The 19,530-nt window shown below is 42.5% G+C and carries 19 protein-coding genes; 13 read left to right on the forward strand and 6 right to left on the reverse strand.

The window, feature by feature from the left end; genetic code table 11:
- Positions 1-320 precede the first annotated feature (320 nt).
- Both ypfJ and V7201_RS13145 read left to right on the forward strand, forming a co-directional pair.
- On the forward strand, positions 321-1,169 hold the full coding sequence (gene ypfJ, locus V7201_RS13140; protein WP_335377197.1) for a KPN_02809 family neutral zinc metallopeptidase: 849 nt from the start codon (positions 321-323) through the stop codon (positions 1,167-1,169).
- 98 nt (positions 1,170-1,267) lie between these two features.
- Complete coding sequence (locus V7201_RS13145) at positions 1,268-1,765, forward strand: cupin domain-containing protein (RefSeq protein WP_335377198.1); 498 nt, start codon at positions 1,268-1,270, stop codon at positions 1,763-1,765.
- Between the two features lie 55 nt (positions 1,766-1,820).
- Here the strand turns inward: V7201_RS13145 and V7201_RS13150 are convergent, their stop codons facing one another.
- Positions 1,821-2,249, reverse strand: a complete 429-nt coding sequence (locus tag V7201_RS13150) for a MarR family winged helix-turn-helix transcriptional regulator (RefSeq protein ID WP_335377199.1) — start codon at positions 2,247-2,249, stop codon at positions 1,821-1,823.
- A gap of 185 nt (positions 2,250-2,434) precedes the next feature.
- On the opposite strand from V7201_RS13150, the gene V7201_RS13155 reads away from it, so the two are divergent.
- The 4 genes from V7201_RS13155 to V7201_RS13170 all read left to right on the forward strand — a co-directional run bounded on the left by V7201_RS13155 (position 2,435) and on the right by V7201_RS13170 (position 5,132).
- Positions 2,435-2,890, forward strand: a complete 456-nt coding sequence (locus V7201_RS13155; RefSeq protein WP_335377200.1) for a CBS domain-containing protein — start codon at positions 2,435-2,437, stop codon at positions 2,888-2,890.
- A gap of 29 nt (positions 2,891-2,919) precedes the next feature.
- Positions 2,920-4,155 (forward strand): MFS transporter, encoded by a 1,236-nt coding sequence (locus V7201_RS13160; RefSeq protein WP_335377201.1) that lies wholly within the window; start codon positions 2,920-2,922, stop codon positions 4,153-4,155.
- 234 nt (positions 4,156-4,389) lie between these two features.
- Entirely contained in the window at positions 4,390-4,737 is a 348-nt protein-coding gene (locus V7201_RS13165; protein WP_335377202.1) for a DsrE/DsrF/DrsH-like family protein, read from the forward strand.
- Between the two features lie 14 nt (positions 4,738-4,751).
- Positions 4,752-5,132 (forward strand): DsrE/DsrF/DrsH-like family protein, encoded by a 381-nt coding sequence (locus tag V7201_RS13170; protein WP_335377203.1) that lies wholly within the window; start codon positions 4,752-4,754, stop codon positions 5,130-5,132.
- A 106-nt stretch (positions 5,133-5,238) separates the two neighbouring features.
- Here the strand turns inward: V7201_RS13170 and V7201_RS13175 are convergent, their stop codons facing one another.
- Entirely contained in the window at positions 5,239-6,516 is a 1,278-nt protein-coding gene (locus V7201_RS13175; RefSeq protein ID WP_335377204.1) for a GGDEF domain-containing protein, read from the reverse strand.
- Positions 6,517-6,786: 270 nt separating this feature from the next.
- Here V7201_RS13175 and V7201_RS13180 point away from each other — a divergent pair, with 270 nt between their 5' ends.
- Positions 6,787-7,662, forward strand: coding sequence for an SGNH/GDSL hydrolase family protein (locus tag V7201_RS13180; RefSeq protein WP_335377205.1), 876 nt, complete (start codon positions 6,787-6,789; stop codon positions 7,660-7,662).
- 37 nt (positions 7,663-7,699) lie between these two features.
- Here the strand turns inward: V7201_RS13180 and V7201_RS13185 are convergent, their stop codons facing one another.
- Positions 7,700-8,077: a VOC family protein gene (locus V7201_RS13185; RefSeq protein WP_335377206.1), complete on the reverse strand. Its 378-nt coding sequence runs from the start codon at positions 8,075-8,077 to the stop codon at positions 7,700-7,702.
- Between the two features lie 9 nt (positions 8,078-8,086).
- On the reverse strand, positions 8,087-8,962 hold the full coding sequence (locus tag V7201_RS13190; protein ID WP_335377207.1) for an alpha/beta fold hydrolase: 876 nt from the start codon (positions 8,960-8,962) through the stop codon (positions 8,087-8,089).
- Positions 8,963-9,130: 168 nt separating this feature from the next.
- Between V7201_RS13190 and V7201_RS13195 the strand changes: the two genes are divergently transcribed.
- The 4 genes from V7201_RS13195 to V7201_RS13210 all read left to right on the forward strand — a co-directional run bounded on the left by V7201_RS13195 (position 9,131) and on the right by V7201_RS13210 (position 14,511).
- Positions 9,131-9,595 (forward strand): HAD family hydrolase, encoded by a 465-nt coding sequence (locus V7201_RS13195; protein ID WP_335377208.1) that lies wholly within the window; start codon positions 9,131-9,133, stop codon positions 9,593-9,595.
- Positions 9,596-10,092: 497 nt separating this feature from the next.
- Entirely contained in the window at positions 10,093-10,785 is a 693-nt protein-coding gene (locus V7201_RS13200) for a response regulator transcription factor (RefSeq protein WP_335377209.1), read from the forward strand.
- Entirely contained in the window at positions 10,763-12,991 is a 2,229-nt protein-coding gene (locus tag V7201_RS13205) for a sensor histidine kinase (RefSeq protein ID WP_335377210.1), read from the forward strand. Before V7201_RS13200 ends, V7201_RS13205 begins: the two co-directional genes overlap by 23 nt.
- 314 nt (positions 12,992-13,305) lie before the next feature.
- A complete protein-coding gene (locus V7201_RS13210; RefSeq protein ID WP_335377211.1) occupies positions 13,306-14,511 on the forward strand; it encodes an MFS transporter in 1,206 nt (401 codons plus the stop codon).
- Positions 14,512-14,561: 50 nt separating this feature from the next.
- Here V7201_RS13210 and V7201_RS13215 read toward each other — a convergent pair whose 3' ends face one another.
- Positions 14,562-14,930, reverse strand: coding sequence for a cytochrome-c oxidase (locus V7201_RS13215; RefSeq protein ID WP_335377212.1), 369 nt, complete (start codon positions 14,928-14,930; stop codon positions 14,562-14,564).
- Positions 14,931-15,193: 263 nt separating this feature from the next.
- Here V7201_RS13215 and V7201_RS13220 point away from each other — a divergent pair, with 263 nt between their 5' ends.
- Complete coding sequence (locus tag V7201_RS13220) at positions 15,194-17,485, forward strand: glycoside hydrolase family 65 protein (protein WP_335377213.1); 2,292 nt, start codon at positions 15,194-15,196, stop codon at positions 17,483-17,485.
- 81 nt (positions 17,486-17,566) lie between these two features.
- A complete protein-coding gene (gene pgmB, locus V7201_RS13225; RefSeq protein ID WP_335377214.1) occupies positions 17,567-18,235 on the forward strand; it encodes a beta-phosphoglucomutase in 669 nt (222 codons plus the stop codon).
- A 38-nt stretch (positions 18,236-18,273) separates the two neighbouring features.
- Here the strand turns inward: pgmB and V7201_RS13230 are convergent, their stop codons facing one another.
- Entirely contained in the window at positions 18,274-19,356 is a 1,083-nt protein-coding gene (locus tag V7201_RS13230; protein WP_335377215.1) for a hypothetical protein, read from the reverse strand.
- Between the last annotated feature and the right edge of the window lie 174 nt (positions 19,357-19,530).

Consider the following 19,530-nt stretch of genomic DNA (forward strand, 5'->3'; position numbering starts at 1 on the left):
CCTGCGGGCGCAGCTGGACAGGTGAGACCCCGCAGGAGCGAAGCGACGAGGAGGCTCAGCGCCAGCCCCGCGGAAAGCGAAGCGCCTGGAACGAAAATCAACAGCCTTGTTTAACAGAGCCTTTTTTTGAAAGTAACCAAAGTCTTCTTCTGGAAAATTGTGAACCGCCCTAAAAATAAAACAAAATTCATTCTAAAACAGTTTTTCCAAAAAAATATTCATAGAAGTTTAAATAAATCTAGTAATAGCGGGTATAACACTAAAACAAAACTAAAATTTGTTTTAATAAGTTTCTTAATAGAATGCAGGGAGGAAACATCATGCAATGGAAGGGCAGAAGAGCGAGCGGCAATGTTGAGGATAGAAGAGGAATGGGCGGAGGCGGGATGCTGATGGGCGGCGGCCTTGGCGGGATCGTCCTGTTAGTGATCATGACATTCCTTGGCGGAGGCGATCTAGGAGATGTCGTGAACAATATTTCAAACACGGGGGGACAGTCACCTGCTCCTTATGAGGAAACACAGCAGGAAAAGGACCTTGCTGAGTTTGTATCCGTTGTCTTGGCTGATACAGAGGAGGTTTGGACTGAAGAATTTAAGAAAGAAGGGATGGTTTATAAAGAGCCGACCCTAGTATTGTATTCTGGAAGTGTCCAGTCTGCCTGTGGTACCGCAGGCGCATCAGTTGGGCCGTTTTATTGTCCGGGTGACCAAAAGCTGTATATCGACCTAAGTTTCTATGATGAGCTTCAAAGTAAATTCCAGGCGCCAGGTGACTTTGCTATGGCTTACGTAATTGCTCACGAAGTAGGGCACCATGTACAAACATTACTGGGAACTTCCGATAAATTGAACTCAATGCGCCAGAATCTGAGCAAGACAGAATTCAACAAGTATCAGGTGCGATTTGAACTGCAGGCTGACTATTTAGCCGGAGTATGGGCTAACCATGCACAGGGAATGGGTGTAGTGGAAGAAGGAGACCTTGAGGAAGCTTTGAATGCTGCAAGTGCTGTCGGAGATGATACAATCCAGAAGCGTTCGCAGGGCTATGTCGTGCCGGAAAGCTTCACACACGGAACTTCGGAACAGAGGAAGAGCTGGTTCTATAAAGGCTATAAAGCTGGAAACCTGCAAGAAGGAGATACGTTTAACTCCAGGGAATTTTAGGTACAGTGAAACTAGGGCTCTATTTGCCCTAGCCATTATATAAAAAGATCGGGGATGGCCCCATTCTATCTTTGAAGAAGAAAGGAGCAGATTCCACCATGGAAGCACAAGTAAGATCGTTTTTTCTGAACGATACAGGTGATATTCCGAATAATCCTGATTTACCTGTAATCGTGTATCAAGGTGTTTTTGAAAATAACGTTAATATCGAAGCCGAATTCGAGCAGCATAACTGGACAGGCACATGGACTGGCGATATTTATGATTATCACCATTACCATACAAACACACATGAAGTATTAGGTGTAAAGTCTGGTAAAGCGACGGTACTTCTCGGGGGAGATGGCGGAGAACGACTTGACCTAACAGCTGGTGACGCAGTTGTTCTGCCGGCAGGTACAGGCCACAGGAAAATGGAGAGCACCGAGGATTTTGCGGTTGTCGGGGCTTATCCGAATGGATACACTCCTAACCTGAAGGAAAAAGATCCAGGTGTACGAGCGCAAGCATTGTCGCAAATTAAAAATGTACCAATTCCAGAAACGGATCCAGTGTACGGGGAGAATGGCCCGCTCCTGGAGAAGTGGGCAAAGTGAATACCATACAATAAAAGGCAGGCAGAAATGGAGTATTTCTGCCTGCCTCTTCCTATTATCGATTTTTTAATGAATGATTGAATTTTTTCAGAAGATATCCCAAATTCTCGCGGTCATCATCAGTCCAGTCACTTAGCAGATTCGTGATGCTGTCTAATCGGGACATCTGATTGGCAGTTAATTCTGCATGGCCAGATTCTGTTATTTGGTAAAAATAAGAACGGCCATCTTGTGAGTCGGGGATTTTTTTTACATATTTTTTATCCTCTAATGCTCTAGCTTGCCTGCTGACGGTAGAGATATCAAGATCAAATTCTTCAGCCAGAACCTTCACACCTGCAGGGCCAAGAGCGGATAGTCTCCGAAGCAAGAGATACCCAGACCGGTCAAGGCTGGTTTTTCTTTTATCTGTTGAAACAGATGTAAGTCGGCGGATCAGGATGGCCAATTCTAGTTCAATTGTTTCCAATGCATCTTTACTCATTGTTTTTCACCCCGAATAGTTCCTCTAGGTTACATAATAATATAACCTGAGCTTTTGTCAATTTTATGTATATCTCTGGAAATCAGCATTGACATCACTTATAGTTGTATTATACAATTAAATAGTTGTATTATGCAATTACTTTTACAGCTAGTTAACTCTTTTAATACGGATAGGAGATTTATATGCAAGCTCATGAAATCATGAATAGGACAGTTTACAAGGTCAAAGATACAGACAATGTGCGATTGGTCATTGAAAAATTCATTGATCATCAAATAAGCGGTCTGCCCGTGGTTAATGAGCGGAATGAAATTGTCGCCTATATAAGTGATGGAGATATCATGCGGTATATCGGGAAACACAAAGATATCGTCGTTGACTCTTTTTATTATGTTGATGTGATCAAGGGAGATGATGATGAATTTGAGGTAAGGGCCCAAAAGGTCTTGAACTTGAACGTGATGGCCATTGCTCAGAAGAAAGTGCAGAAGGTAGCATGGAACCAGGAAATCGAAAATATTGCGGCACTTTTGGGCCAAAGGCAAATTAAAAAAGTGCCTGTTGAACGGAATGGTATATTGGCTGGTATCATCAGCCGGGGGGATGTCATCAGGCATTCCTTTAAAAAATTGCTATAACCAAAAATAGCAAAAGAGGAGACATAAGAATGACTTCAAAATCACAAACAGCAGCAAAACCTTTGACGATTGAATCAGCAGCTGCTTCTGGAATCCTAAAACAGCCAGTTGCTGTATGGGCTGTTTTCTTTGCAGCAATCACTGCCTTCATGGGGATGGGGCTTGTGAACCCTGTCTTACCAACAATTGCCCATAATTTGAACGCGACACCTAGTGAGGTAACTTTACTATATACAAGCTATAATGCAGTAATGGCATTCGCCATGCTGATCACTGGAACGGTATCTTCAAGGCTGGGCAGCAAGGGTACACTCCTTCTGGGAATTTCCATTATTGCGATTGTCTCTGCTTTGGGAGGATTCGCCGAAAATATTTGGACTTTGGTCGGTTTAAGGGGCGGATGGGGCCTAGGCAATGCGCTGTTTGTCGCAACAGCGCTGGCAGCGATTGTTTCTCTTTCAGACAGCGGAACAGCAAAAGCAATCATACTTTATGAAGCAGCCGTAGGACTTGGCATTTCAATTGGTCCGCTGATGGGCGGGACATTAGGGTCCTTGACCTGGAGAGCTCCATTTTTTGGAGTTGCCACATTGATGGTATTCGCCTTTATCCTGCTTACCTTATTAATGCCTAAAGCAAACATACCTGCAGTTAAAAAAGCAAAGACTCCACTATTGGCACCTTTCCACGCGATGAAACACCGTTCGCTTTTGGTACTGGGGATTGTCGCTGCATTATACAATGTTGGTTTCTTCACCATCATGGCATACGCTCCCTTTGTGATGGGGCTGGAACCAAAGGGGCTTGGCTACGTATTCTTAGGCTGGGGAATCCTGCTGGCGCTTACGTCTGTATTCATGGCGCCTAAGCTTCAACAATGGTTTGGCACTGTTAAGGCAATGGTTTTCATGTTGATTCTCTTTGCCTTAGATTTAACCATCATAGGACTCTTTGCAACGACACAGTGGGTTGTGATCAGCGCTGTTATTTTTGCCGGCGCGATATTGGGGAATAACAATACTTTGATTACAACAGCTGTTATGGATGCAGCGCCAGTAGAAAGGGCGACTGCATCGGCCGCATACAGCTTCCTGCGTTTTATCGGTGCAGCCATAGCACCTTTCATGGCAGCTAAATTAGGAGAAGTGTTTAACTCTCATATTCCATTTTTAGTTGGCGCAGGGTTCGTCTTTTTGTCAGTTGTGTTTATCAGGATGAATTTCAAGCATCTTAAGCACGTTGATACAACAAATCCCTCTCATTAAGTGTTCATTCCTTCTTTTGCGGAAAAGGTGGAATTGAAAAACAGAACCGAAGACAATTTGAATGCTGAGATGAAAGTGTGTGGATTTCCACACACTTTTTTTCTATTCCCAGTTGTTCGTAGTTTCATATATACCTATAAGGGTATATAATAGGTATGTAAGCGGTTCACGTATATTCCGTTTGGATACAATAATTAGCTGTATGAGCAACCGGACTGAAAGAAGGGAAGGACCTTGGCGAACAAGAAATTGGTTTATTTTGTTTCCTTAAGTTCTAATGTGCCTTATGTATTAAAAGAAGCGGTAACACATGCAGAGAAGGGGAATGAGATCAGCATCTTCTTTGACCTCGATGGTGCGAGGGTACTGGATAAACGGTACTTAAAAATAATCGAGCGTACACATAATATTGATCTCGCCAAACTCATGAAAAGAGCGATGGACTTTGGCATTGGATTTTTTGGCTGCCAGATGAATGTTCTGATTGCGGATGGCCTTGAACTTGTTGACGGTGCCCAATTGGCAGGAGTAGCAACATTTTTGGATATTGCCTATCAGGCCGATGTGGTTTTAAGTTATTGATGGAGGCGACTGGCATGGATCAGAAAAAAGTGGTGGTAATGGCCCTGCATGATGAACTGGAATCTGCGTATCCTCCGTTGAATGTTGCGGTTGGCGCGGCATCATCGGGTGCGGAGGTGATTTTGGCGTTCTCACATAAAGGCGTCAATATCCTTGATAAGAGATATATTTCAGTTCCCTCAGATGATCTTGAGTACTTATCAAACGCAATCAGCGATTTTGGTGTATCTTCTGTTCATGAACTACTAGGAATCGCGGTGGAAATGGGCGTTCAGTTATACGTTGTAGATTTGGATATAAAGGATAATTTTGAGTTCGTACATCCGGCCGAGCAAGTCCCGATTAAATGGGTATTGAACGAGGCAGCATCAGCAGATTTATTTATGCACTTTTAGAGGGGTAAAAGGTGAAATGCAGTGCAATTAAATGGGAGACATTAGCCTGCTTATGGAGGATGATGAAAAAAGACAGAGAAGGATTCTCTGTCTTTAATATATATTGTCAGCCTGTCTGCTTCGACAGTTCTTTTTTATAGGTCACTTTATTTTTGCCAAGATCCTTTGATTGGAGCAGCAGCTGGTCGGCATAAATATATCCTTTTTCCATTGAGGTATATGAATTTACCGTGAAGTAATACAAACCAAATGAAGAGGTAATTGAAATGGAGTGAATTTCTGATTTATATTCCACATCAACTGAACTAGCTTCAATGCCCTGGCGGATTTTTTCCACCAGATCAATGGTTTCTGTGTATGATCTATTTCTCAGGATCAGCGTAAATTCCTCGCCGCCGCTTCGAAAAAGGTAATCATTTTCAGATAGAAATTGGTTCAATGTCAAAGCGAAATGCTGGATCACCCTGTCACCGACAGCATGATTATACGAATCATTGATTCGTTTGAATTTATCGATATCAGTTACAACAATGCCGATTTTTTCACCTGTTTGGTTCAATTCGGACATTTTCAAATCCATGAATGCCCGGTTCGGAACACCTGTAAGGAAATCTGTATAAGCCATTTGTTCGAACTTGTCCCGCTCGATCTTATTCTGGATATTCTGGGATTTTGAATGGAAGGAGCGGCTGACCAAATAATTCAAAATAAATAAACTGACCATCATTTCCCACTTCTGCTCTTGGAGGAACAGCAGCAGCAATCCATTTGTAAAAGCTGTTTTACCCAAATCGAGGACATTGTTGCTTTCCTTAAAGAATTGGATTGCTTCCCGCGCGCTTTTAATTTCTCCCAGAATGTAAAAAGCGATAGACAGGAATGTATAAGATATAAGCATGGTGCCCACTGCAAGGATGCACATCAGGATCCAAAATCCAAATGGAATACCTTCAAATAACGGATAGGCCAGCTTAAATAAAAAATATCCAATTGAGTAAATCAGTACATGAGCACCAATATTGTAGAACGTGTCCCAAAATTCATCTTCATCGGCAGTCTTTGAGCTTTTTCTAGCAAAATATACTGTGAAACGAAAGAGCGTCTCAAAGATGAACAAACCTATTGGGCCGGCAAAAATACCGAATGATAAACTATAATTGATTCCATAGTCAAACTTCAGTGTTCCATTTTGGGCAATGATTCGGAGATGGTTATACATAGTTGAAAACAACCAATATATGAATAAAGCGATTAAAAATGTGTGTTCATCCACGAAAAAGGTACCTAATCCAAAAGCCACGGCAATTGAAACAAAAAATAGTGCTAAATTATATAACCTAGCTTCCAGCATAGGCATAATTTCCCCTTTCCCAATCTCTACCATATAATATTATCCTACAATCGATGCAACTTGCAAAGTAATTTTTTGATTTGTTGAAATTTTTGTACCATTTGTTTTGTCTGCTGAGTATCATAAATGGCTATGATGAGAGTAGAGAAGAAAAAATAAATTTTTCATGTGAGGAAATTGTTCATATAAAGGGAAATATTGCAGTCTTGTCGAATAATATACTATGTATATATTCAGAATTTTTAATTAATAAAAATCACTTTATAGATATTCAAGAAAATACTTAAAAGAGAGGGGTTGTATATGGATTTTTTGTTATTTGGTACTCTAGCATTGTTGCTGCTTGTGGTTGCGGGAGTAATTGTTTTTTATCAGCGAAAAAACAAACTAAAACAACTTCCAGCGAATCATCCTGAAGCTTTCCTGAAGAATGGGATGCGCGATGAAGGGAAGAAGCTTGTCGCCGTCATCGGCGGAGATGTTGTACATGGGAATATCAGCTATAATTTTGTCGAAGACGCTTCTAAGCGGAAGGGCTGTGTTGATTACCAATTTATCAATGACGGGATCAATGGAAGCACGGCCTATGATGTCCTTCAGCGCCTTGATCGGGTAATTGCCTGCCATCCAGAGTTCATCATCATCATGGTCGGCTTGAATGATGCATCAGCAAAAATCGCCCCGGATATTGCGAAAAGGAATATCAAAATACAGGAACAGTTTGAGAAGCCATCCTTATTGGTTTATGAGAAAAACCTTGCTCAAATTGTGAATAGGCTGAAAACAGAAACGACGGCAAAAATTGCTTTGTTCTCACTCCCGGTAGCGGGTGAAAATTTATTTTCAAAAGCGAACAAGGAAATCGACCAATACAACGAAGTCATAAAAAAAATCGCTGAAATAAGCAATGTTTCCTACCTGCCTTTTAATGAAAAATTAAAAGCCTATTTAAAGGGAAAAGGGCATACGAGAGGACGATCATTGAAAAATGGTTCTAAAATGCTAGAGAAGGCGATTATTCAGCACTTTGTATATGGATACAGCCTGGACCGCATTGCTCAGCAGAATGGATTTTTACTGCTGACTGACGGCATGCACTTGAACAGCACCTCAGGAATGATGGCAGCACACCAGATTGAGCTATTCCTGAAAAAGAATGAACTGAAAGCGATACAATAAAAAGGATACTGCGACTGCTGGCAGTATCCTTTCTTATTTAAGCCATTACCTCGCTGATGAACGCTAGGACATTGTCTTCAGTATCTCTAAAGAATGTCATCCATGTCTCCGTCTGGCCCACTTTAGCCACAACATGTGGTTCGTCTAAAAAGCTTACTCCCTTTGCGAGCAATTCCTCGTACTTTTCCTTCATCTTTTCCACCTGAAAATAAATCACCGAACTCGGGTGGGCAAATTGTTCGTTTTCTGGAATGCTGAGGACAAGACGGACACCATCACAGTCAAAGAAAGCCATCGTCTCTGTGTTGAATAAAAGCGGAAGCCCTAATTGCTCCTGATAAAAAGAAATAGCTCGATCTAAGTTTTTTACAGGTATACCGATTTGGCCGATTTTTTGGATAGGATTATTGCTCATTGTTACCTCCTAAAGATAATGTTTTATAAGGAACGATTTAATGTCACTGTCTATTTTCGTGAGGTCTTCAGCGGATGGAAAATGCCCCATCGTATATCGCTTTAATTCTAATTGGTTCCCGAAAAGTCCTGCTGCTTTCTGGGAAATTTTCCTTTCTGGGAAAAAGATATCCTCAGTCCCAGTGATGACGAGTGTCGGAGCATGATAATCTTTCAGTTCCTGGGCAGTCGTAAGCTTGGGCATTTCATCCTCTAAGCTCACGTATTTAAAAATACTGCCGATCATCCCCTCATCCATGTCATTCATACTGCTTCTCGACATCGCATTGGCAATTTTCCTCAAGCTTTTGGCAGACCCGTTCATTTTAAAAAATAACATCGGCACAAGGATATCCTTGATCATTTGAGCCTTTGATCCAAGGCTTATTCCTGCTGGCGCGATGAGTACGGCACAATGGATCTTCTCCGGCATAAAAGCTGCCAGCCGGAGGATGATGCCCCCTCCGTAGGAAGGACCAATAAAAGCACATTTTTCAATCTGAAAATGCGCCATTAAATCATCAATCCAATTGGCGAAACTTTGATCTGATGCAGAAATCCTCGCTTCGTCACTATAGCCTGGATGGCCAATGGTATCAGGCGCATAAATCTTGTAATCTGTTAACAAACCCTTGAACCAGGATAGGGTCATCGGATTGATGCAATTTCCTCCCTGAAAGATAAATAACGGCTTCCCATCCGGTCTGCCCAATTTAAGGACATGCGTTTTTCCGAAACGTGTATCCACATATTCCCGATCAATCGGCAGATCAAACTGAGTCAGGTAATGTTCGTATTGACTTAGGATGTGTTCCTTTCCTTCTTTGCTTTTATAGATAGTGGCCATTGGTTTAGAACTCCTTCGAAACAAAAACATTATTTTTAAAATCACTGTAATAAATTAACAAAACTACTTATTTATAATATTACTTTAGTACTAGTAAAATATCTCGTTTTTTCTGAAGATATAGGAGAGTGTATAATAATTTAAAATATAGTTTACTGGAGGAAAGCGATGCTGACTTTTACTATTCCTGGCAGAGAACTGCTTGAAATAAAGCATTTAGTCCTGGATTTTAACGGCACAATTGCCGTGGACGGTGAGTTAATAAGTGGGGTGGAAGACAGGATCCATCTTTTAAGCAAACAGCTGGAGATCCATGTTATCACTGCAGATACCAATGGCAGTGTTGTGAATCAATGCAGCGAGCTGCCTATATCTGTTCAAATTCTCGGTTCAGGAGATCATACAAAGGAAAAAGGAGAATTTGTGCGGAGTTTGGCTGTAACGGTCTGTTTAGGAAATGGAGCTAATGATGCAGCAATGTTTGAAGAAGCAGATGTCAGCATCGCGGTGATCGGCAATGAAGGCTGCGCAACCTCCACACTCTTGAAAAGCGATATGATCGTTCATCATATTAACGAGGCATTGGATTTATTGTTAAAACCAAACCGAATCATTGCTACTTTGCGAAAATAAAGTGTTTGTCAGCTGGAAGGGTTGGATTTTTTACACTTTTAATGTAAATAAACTATTATAATCTGAAGCTTTGCTCTCAAGTTTTCTGGATTCCGCGAAAAGAGGGGATCATTCCGCGAAAAACCATCTTTATTCCGCGAAAAAACCACCTCATTCCGCAACTTTTTGTCGAAATCCCGCGAACTGGAAATTATCAATGATTTTTTCCAGTTGGATAGGGAGCGATTCAACCAATTGGAAACTCAAGTTACAGAAGAGACTCATCACGCCAGGATGAATCTTAAAAGAATATTTTCAAGTGTGTCCAACATAACCTCAAGGATTCTTTCCAAAAAAATACCTTTCCTCACCATCATGATAAAAATATATAATAGATTCACACACACCGCTTTTTCCATTATTAAGAAAAACTTAAGATTTATCGTCGGTGAATGTTAAGGTTCGCCGTCTAGAATAGAAAACATCAAAGCTTGCCTTTGTGGAAAGGAGGTTTTCACGTGGAACAATACAATGTGCTTGTGGTTGACGATGAAAAAGAAATACGCGATGCAATTGAAATTTATTTGAAGAATGAAGGAATCAAAGTCATCAAGGCTGCCGACGGGATTGAGGCGATCGAAAAGCTCAATGAGCAGCCGGTTCACTTGATCGTTCTTGATGTGATGATGCCGCGGCAGGATGGGATTACGACTACTTTCCGGATTCGCGAAGACAAAAATATTCCGATTATCATCCTGAGCGCGAAAAGTGAGGATACGGATAAAATCCTCGGTCTCCAGGTTGGTGCGGATGATTATGTGACGAAGCCGTTCAATCCGCTCGAACTGATTGCCAGGGTGAAATCGCAGCTGAGACGGTATGTCACGCTGGGTACATATGAAGGAAAAACACAGGTGATTGACTTGAACGGGTTGACTCTAGATCAGTCATCAAAGGAAGTCACCGCACATGGTGAAATGGTTAAACTGACGCCGATCGAGTACAGGATTATCGAACTGCTGATGACGAACGCCGGCAGAGTATTTTCAATCAACGATATCTATGAACGTGTCTGGAAGGAACCGAGCTACAATGCTGAAAATACGGTAGCGGTCCATATCCGGAAAATCCGTGAAAAAATAGAAATCGATCCGAAGAATCCGAGGTTTTTAAAGGTGGTGTGGGGCATTGGATATAAAATCGAAAAGTAAGTATCTTGTCGTCATTTGGGCTTTGCTCGTTTCATTTGGGCTTAGCGGATTGTTTTCTGCCTTTACGAATGGCAGCCAGTTTTTGCAGGGAGATTACTTTGAATCAGAAGAATATGGCTACCAGATGAACCGATTTGTTAGCTTATTGCAAGTCTTTGAGTTAAATAGCATGACGAAAGAAGAAATGAAGAAGGAAATCACCGTTTCGGATGAGGAAATCGAAGAACACCGGACGCGGTATGGAAATATGGGCGATCAAATTGCCAATATTGGAATGCAGTATGAGCAGCAGATCCAGGATGCAAAGGATAGCGGGAACAAGGCCGTTGTCGATGCCCTGACGAAGGAACGGGACACGAAAATTGCTGACATAACTGAAAACTTCAATAGTGATGAACACGTACAGGCCAAAATTGTGAAGGAGAAAGAAAAACGTATAGATGAATTTTATAAGGAGCTAGAGAAGTACCGCCGGCAATTTGTGAACTTTGGGCGTGCGTACAAGTATTATATGGAAGACGCAGATACGGGAGAGGTATTCACAAACCTTAATCTTAAGGAAGGTGATTCCGTTTCTGATTTCATCAATAACAAAGAAATGTACTTTGTCCAGGATTACGGTGAAATTCAGGAGTTTTATGGATATACAGGAATTAGCGAGCAATTCATTCCTTACAATGAAGTTGCTGAGGATATTTTAAGCAGACAAAACAGTAATTTTACAGGGAAGATTGGGCTATCGAAAAATGCTCCAGCATCGCTTCAGGCAATTGGTGATTATCGTTATTTCCAAAAACGCCAGATGCTTTTCATTGGATATATGATTGCCAGTATCGGTGCGCTGATTGCTGCTTATATTATCGCAAGGCGCAAGCCAGCTATTGTTTTTGGAACGTTTGAAAATTTCAAGCCGATGTATGCGAAAGTTCCGCTTGATGTGAGATTGGGCATCATGCTTGCGACATCTGGTTTCTTCCTGCTTTCCTTGACTCTGATTAGCGAGCAGTTTGTATATTACAATTCTGACATCTTATCTTCGCTGATTGAGCTATTGATCAGCATGACAGCGGCCGCCGCATTACTGGCATTTGGCTTGATGCAGCTGAAATCAATTGCTGAATACCGAAATGATGGGCAGCAACTTAAGGAGGATTTACAGAAAAGCCTTGTATTTAAAGCTTATAAGGCGATTGTGGATGCATTCCTTGTGAGGAGTATCGGGATTCAGTTGATCGTGCTGCTAGGATTCGTTTTTGGATTGGGCATGATTGCTGCTGCAGTATTTGTTGAACCAGGATTCATTGTCATTTTTGGTCTTGCTTTCATTTTCATTGGGCTCCCGCTTCTCATCATCATCATGAAAAAGGCAGGCTACTTCAATAAGATTCTATTGAATACTGAGGAGCTTGCTGCCGGGAAAATGGGAAGCGATATCCCGGTAAAAGGCAAATCCGTTTTTGCAAGGCACGCAGCAGACATCAACACATTGAGAAACTCTGTGAAGGTCTCGCACAAGGAGCAGGCAAAGAGCGAGCGTTTGAAAACGGAGCTGATCACAAATGTAAGCCATGACTTAAGGACACCGCTGACTTCAATCATCACCTATACGGAGCTTTTAAAAACGCCTGACTTAGCGCCAGAGGATCGAGCTTCCTATATCGAGATCCTCGACCGTAAATCCAAGCGATTGAAGGTTTTAATCGATGATTTGTTCGAGGCGACGAAAATGGCGAGCGGCAACATCGAGCTGCGCAAAGATAGAGTTGATCTCATCCAGCTCCTGCAGCAGGCACTTGCGGAACACAACGAAGCTTTAAGTCAATCATCACTGCATTTGCGCGTGTCCCAGCCTGACCATCCAGTTTACGCGTTTGTCGATGGCCAGAAGCTATGGAGGGTGTTTGATAACCTGATCGGCAACATTCTTAAGTATTCTCTTGAGAATTCAAGAGTCTATATCTCGGTAAAAGCTGAGCAGGACCAGGCTGTGCTTACCTTTAAAAATGTGACGAAATACGAGCTTGGTGAGGATTTGGATGAGTTGTTCGAGCGCTTCAAACGAGGAGACCAATCGCGCCACACAGAAGGCTCCGGTCTCGGGCTTGCGATTGCGAAATCGATTGTGGATCTGCACGAAGGCACACTCGATATTGAAGTCGATGGCGATTTGTTCAAGGTAACCGTCATTTTGGATAAAATAAGTTGATTTTATGATCCCCTTGCAGCGTTTGCAGGGGGATTTTTGTTTGGAAAAAGCTATTGGTAAGTTGAATCAGCGAGCATGGGATTCATTTTACTGAAATTTAAAGTGAAATTTTCTTCGCTTAAAATAATTTGGCGAAGTTCATTCTGGCGAACTCGAAATAATCATCGTTAATTTCCAATTTTAAATAGAGAAAAAACTTTATCATGACTACTGTAAAGACACATGGTAATATAGAAGGGCAGAAGAGATATTATGTTAAAAATATAAAATTAAGGGAAACTACTTGTATCGTTGCAATGGAGCAGGAGGGCTATATGAAAAAAACTCAGGAGATTTCAGAGAAAAAGCTTCTTGGAATTGCTGGTCTGGGCTGGATGTTTGATGCAATGGATGTTGGGATATTGTCATTCATCATTGCGGCGCTGAAGGTGGACTGGGATTTGTCTGTCCAGGAGATGGGCTGGATTGGCAGTGTGAATTCAATTGGGATGGCAGTCGGAGCGCTTGTATTCGGCTTGCTTGCTGACAGGATTGGAAGGAAAAATGTCTTTATTATAACGTTATTGCTGTTCTCTGTCGGCAGCGGACTTTCGGCTATGGCCACGACTCTGTCATTCTTTTTGCTGCTGCGGTTTTTTATTGGGATGGGACTTGGTGGAGAACTGCCGGTCGCCTCAACTTTAGTATCGGAAAGCGTCCCTGCTGAAAAGCGCGGTCGCGTCGTCGTCCTGCTGGAGAGTTTTTGGGCAGGCGGCTGGCTTGTGGCGGCGCTGATCTCCTACTTTATCATCCCGAAGTTTGGCTGGCAGATGGCCTTAATCTTAAGCGCACTGCCTGCACTCTATGCACTGTATCTTCGTATGAACCTTCCGGACTCCCCGCGCTTCCTGGCGGTTCAAAAGAAAGAAAGGCTCACCATCCTGGAGAGCATTGCAGAAGTATGGTCAAAAGAGCATGTCAAAAAAACAGCGGTGCTTTGGATTCTTTGGTTCAGTGTCGTCTTTTCCTATTATGGAATGTTCCTCTGGCTGCCAAGCGTGATGGTGATGAAAGGTTTCACGCTGATCAAGAGCTTCCAATATGTATTGATCATGACTCTCGCTCAGCTGCCGGGTTATTTTACAGCGGCCTGGCTGATTGAAAAAGCGGGCAGGAAGTTTGTGCTGGTCGTCTATCTGATTGGAACTGCGCTCAGCGCCTATTTCTTCGGTTCGGCAGATTCGCTTGCGCTCTTGATTACGGCTGGAATCCTGTTGTCATTCTTTAACCTTGGTGCGTGGGGCGCGTTGTATGCCTATACACCAGAACAGTACCCGACTACAATCCGTGGATCGGGAGCAGGGATGGCTGCATCTTTCGGGCGGATTGGCGGAATTCTCGGACCATTAATGGTTCCTTATTTATCAGCCCAAGGTATCTCGATTACGATGATTTTCACGATCTTCTGCATCTCCATTTTGATTGGAGCAGCAGCGGTCTGGTTATGGGGCACGGAAACGAAACAAACGGAACTCGCTTAAATAAAAAAAGTTCGCCTGAGATTCAGGCGAACTTTTTTAATAGCAAATAATTACGCTTTTACATGCTTGAATACATTTATTGCAAATAAAATTCCGCCTAGTACAACGACGAGAGAACCAATAATCGCAAATGCAGTGAAGACACCATTTTCTGTCAGCATGACAAGGGTTATGCCGCCCTGCATCACCGGCACTCCAAGGTTATGAAGCCAAAAGTGGATGGTGGCCAGCTTGCTGCTTCCAGCTGCAGGATAAAGATGATAGATAGTCCCGAATAAGGCCATAGACACCCAGCCAAGCAGATTTAAGTGGGCATGCACCGATGCAAGTGAAAAATCATGCCTGATCCCCATAACGATTCCTAGAATAATAGCAATTACAAAATAGACCGCGGCCACTTTAAAAAACCTTGCACTCATAAGATTACCTCCTTTCTTTATAGTTCTTTTAGATTATATAAAATTTTCAATAAAATATAACAAATTTACCATAAAAATAGGGTAATCCCCCAGTAGGAAGAATTTCAAAAAAATCATAGGACTAACTTCACAGATTACAATAGTAAAATAATAATTAATTTTATTTGACACAAAATTAACACCAATGGTTTTACCATTTTTCAAGAAATTCATGATATAATAGTGCAAACGTTTGTACAACTTCTTAAAGGGAGATAAAAGCTATGAAAAGATTATTTGAAATCGATAGCTGGAAAATCATCGAAACTGAATTGCATAAAGAAGATTTCCGACTTGCTGAAAGCATCATGAGCCTGGGGAATGGCCATATGGGCATGCGTGGAAATTTTGAAGAAACATATACTGGAGACTTCCACCGCGGCACATATATCGCAGGTGTCTGGTTCCCTGACAAGACTCGTGTGGGCTGGTGGAAAAATGGGTATCCTCATTATTTCGGCAAGGTCATCAACTCTACTAATTTTATCGGCGTAAAAGTATTGGTCGATGGAGAAGAACTTGACCTTCATAAGGCAGAAGTGAAGGGATACTATCGTGAGCTGGATATGCAGCATGGTGTGCTGACAAGGAAGTTCGCTATTGTCCAGAATGGCAAGGAAACTGAAGTGGAAGCAGTGCGTTTCTTATCCGTTGCTGACCGTGAATTAGCCGCAATTTCTTATTCCGTAACTGCTAAAAACTATAATGGAAACGTTACCTTTATTCCGTATTTGGATGGGGACGTTCGTAACGAAGATTCTAACTATGAAGAAGACTTTTGGTATGAAGTGAGCAAGGATACGTCGGAATTCGCTGGCAGCCTTGTCATGAAGACAATTGACAATCCATTCGGCACGCCAACTTTCCAGGTAGCGACAACTATGCAAACGGTTGTCAACGTTGAAGCAGCAAAAGTGGAAGTGAACGAAAAGGATGAATATGTAGAAAATAGCATTCAAGTAAAAGCGGAGCAGGGACAAACTGTAACCCTTTACAAGTATGTCGCTGTTACAACAGACCGTGATTATGAAGCGGATGAGCTTGTTGTAAAAGGCCGCGAAGTACTTGATCGTGCTGTCGAAAAAGGCTTCGATCAGCTATTGGAAGAGCACAAAAAAGGCTGGTTGAGCCGCTGGGAAATCGCCGATGTGGAAATTGCAGGGGATGATGAAGCACAGCAGGGAATCCGCTTCAACTTATTCCAGCTGTTCTCGACTTACTATGGGGAAGACTCCCGCCTGAACATTGGACCAAAAGGCTTCACAGGCGAAAAATACGGCGGAGCGACATACTGGGATACTGAAGCATATGCGATCCCGCTTTACCTTTCAACTGCTGAGTCCGAGGTGGCCCGCAACCTGCTTATCTATCGCCACAACCAGCTTGATGGCGCATACCACAATGCGAAGCAGCAGGGACTGCAGGGCGCGCTGTATCCAATGGTTACTTTTACAGGTGTGGAATGCCATAATGAGTGGGAAATCACGTTTGAAGAGATCCACCGTAACGGCGCGATTGCATATGCAATCTATAATTATGTGAATTACACAGGAGATAAAAACTATCTTCATGAATATGGCATTGATGTGCTCGCTGGAATTTCCCGTTTCTGGGCAGACCGCGTCCACTTCAACAAGTTCAAGAATGTGTATATGATGCACGGGGTAACTGGCCCGAATGAATATGAAAACAACGTCAACAACAACTGGTACACAAATCGTATCGCTGTATGGACATTGCGTTATACGCTCGAAGTCATCGAAATCTTGAAGCAAAACGGTCATGAGGGCCGCCTTGCTGGACTTGAATTCTCAGATGAAGAGCTTGCGAAATGGCAGGACATCATCGACAGAATGTACTTCCCGTATGATGAAGAAAGAGGCGTATTCGTCCAGCACGATACATTCCTTGATAAAGATTTAAAGACGGTTGATGAACTGTCAGCCGAAGATCGCCCAATTAACCAGAACTGGTCATGGGATAAGATTCTTCGCAGCTGCTTCATCAAGCAGGCGGATGTCCTTCAGGGCTTGTATTTCTTCAATCATGAGTTCACGGAAGAAGAGAAGCGCCGTAACTTTGAATTCTATGAGCCGATGACGGTCCATGAATCTTCTTTGTCTCCAAGTATCCACGCAGTTTTGGCTGCAGAGCTTGGCATGGAAGAGAAGGCGTACGAAATGTACAACCGCACGGCACGGCTTGACCTTGATAACTACAACAATGACACTGAAGATGGCTTGCATATTACGAGCATGACTGGTGCATGGCTTGGAATTGTCCAGGGCTTTGCAGGCATGCGCACGGCTGAAGGCACATTGTCATTTGCGCCGTTCATTCCTAAGGCGTGGAATCAGTACAGCTTCAACATCATCTTCCGTGACCACTATGTAAAAGTAGCAGTGAACCAGGAAAACGTCGTTCTTTCCCAGCAAGGTCCAGAGCTTGCTATGAACCTTTATGGCGAGGAAATTACGATTCCTGCAAATGGCGAGCTTTCTGTAAAATTGAAATAATCATAAGAGAGATCTTCGGGAATGCCTGAGGATCTCTCTCTACATGGAATCTTGATTCGTGATAGAAAAGGAGTTTTAACCATGACAAGACCACTTAAAGCGTTCATTTTTGACCTCGATGGTGTTATTACGGATACGGCTGAATACCATTTTTTAGCATGGAAGGCACTTGCAGAGGATTTAGGCATTACATTCACCCGCGAGGATAATGAGGAGCTTAAGGGCGTTTCCCGGATGGATTCACTTGAGAAAATTCTTGTGATTGGCAGCAGGGAGAATGACTTTTCTGCTGAAGAAAAAGAGGCACTTGCTGACAAGAAAAACGAACACTATTTAACGCTGATCCAGAACATCACTCCAACAGACTTGTTGCCAGCGATCAAGGAATTGATTGCTGATATTAAAGCAAATGGCCTTAAGCTCGGCCTTGCATCAGCAAGTAAAAACGCGTTCACAGTAATGGAGTCGCTTGGAATGAAATCCGAGTTCGATATCATTGTCGACGCGAAAACAGTCGTGAACGGCAAGCCTCATCCTGAAGTTTTCCTTCGTGCTGCCGAAATGCTTGGCGTTGAGCCGGAAGCATGCATTGGCGTCGAGGATGCAGCAGCAGGCGTGCTGGCCATTAAAGGAGCCGGAATGTTTGCTGTTGCAGTAGGACCTAAGGAAAGCTTCGAGAACGCAGACCTTGTCTACGACAGCACTGCTGAGCTATCATTTGAGAAAATCTTAGAAGTATATAATGGTTAATGATTTTCCCTGCAACAACTATCAAAAAAGCGATCACTCTATAAAGAATGATCGCTTTTTTCTGTCGTTAATGTTTTATGCATTTCCTCATAAAACACTGCTGGATCATCGACATTCAGCACAATCCTCGACACTTTCCGCTTTAAGCCATACATGAAATGGATATCCTGCGGTTCATGTAACAAGATTTCAAATGCCGGCTTTTCCACGATGAAATCAGCGACTCGGGCATCATAAAGTTCATCCAGTTCTTTCCGGGTGAATTTTTCCGGTCCGTCAAAGTGTTTAAATTCTTTTATGTTGTTTAATGGAAGATGCATGCTCTTTGAAAATCCGGTCTGCAGAAGCAAATGATCCTCTGTCAACAAGTACGGAGTAAGGCGAGTCGCCTGAATCTCAGCAAGGAAATAAAGAATGCCATATATATTTAAGAACAACAAAATGTAAGCAACAATGGCATTCCAGCTATGCAGGTAGTAGTGCAGCCCGATCGACTCAATGGCAATCGCGTGGATCAGCATGATGTAGACAGCATTTACGCTTGTTTTTTTATGATAGGTAAAAGCCTGGCCGCTGGTAATATGGATTTTCTTTTTCCAGGAGAAGAGGGCGTAATGGAACAAGGAAAACTCTGTTGTGAAAATCAGCGCGGTCTTGTTTTCAGGTAAATGCTTTTCAGCCGCATTCTTCACATTAAAGAGGAAAAATGAGTTTTGCCTGCTTAAGTTTTTGTACTCTTTTAAAAGCTTTGGCAGTCTGGTGATCACGGTGTAGGCGATAGAAAGCTCAAGCAGCAGGAATGCCCCTTCAGAAACCATCAGCAAGTAGGGAAGGAAGGAGTACTCCGATAGATGCTGCTGAGGGACAATAAAGTAAGCGGCAGCAAAACCCGCGAAAATCACCATACCAAGATATTTGAGTGAATACCGTTTGCGGATGATCATGAAGTACGTCAGAAGAGGCAATATGATCAGCAAATCAAGCAATGATCCTAAGACAGCGCCTTCGGGAATTGGGCCAAACATAGAGGTTCGATAAAGAGTGTAGTTGGATAGCAGGATCAATGAGGCTAAACATACATAAAGCAGGAATTTTGGTTTTTTTACCATTGTATTTGTCATAAATATCCACCTCACTTTAATTATAACTGAATTTATAGTGCAAAGGTTTTATATTGTGTGTGTTCGACAAAATTAGATGGATTGCATATTCCAGCTAAATGGAAAACGTAGAGATTATGAGCAGTTTTGTAGAAATAATCTAAAAAACCGTAGAAATTAATCGGGTAACTGTAG

It is taken from the genome of Bacillus sp. JJ1122 (genome assembly GCF_036964885.1).
Lineage (GTDB): Bacteria > Bacillota > Bacilli > Bacillales > Cytobacillaceae > Mesobacillus.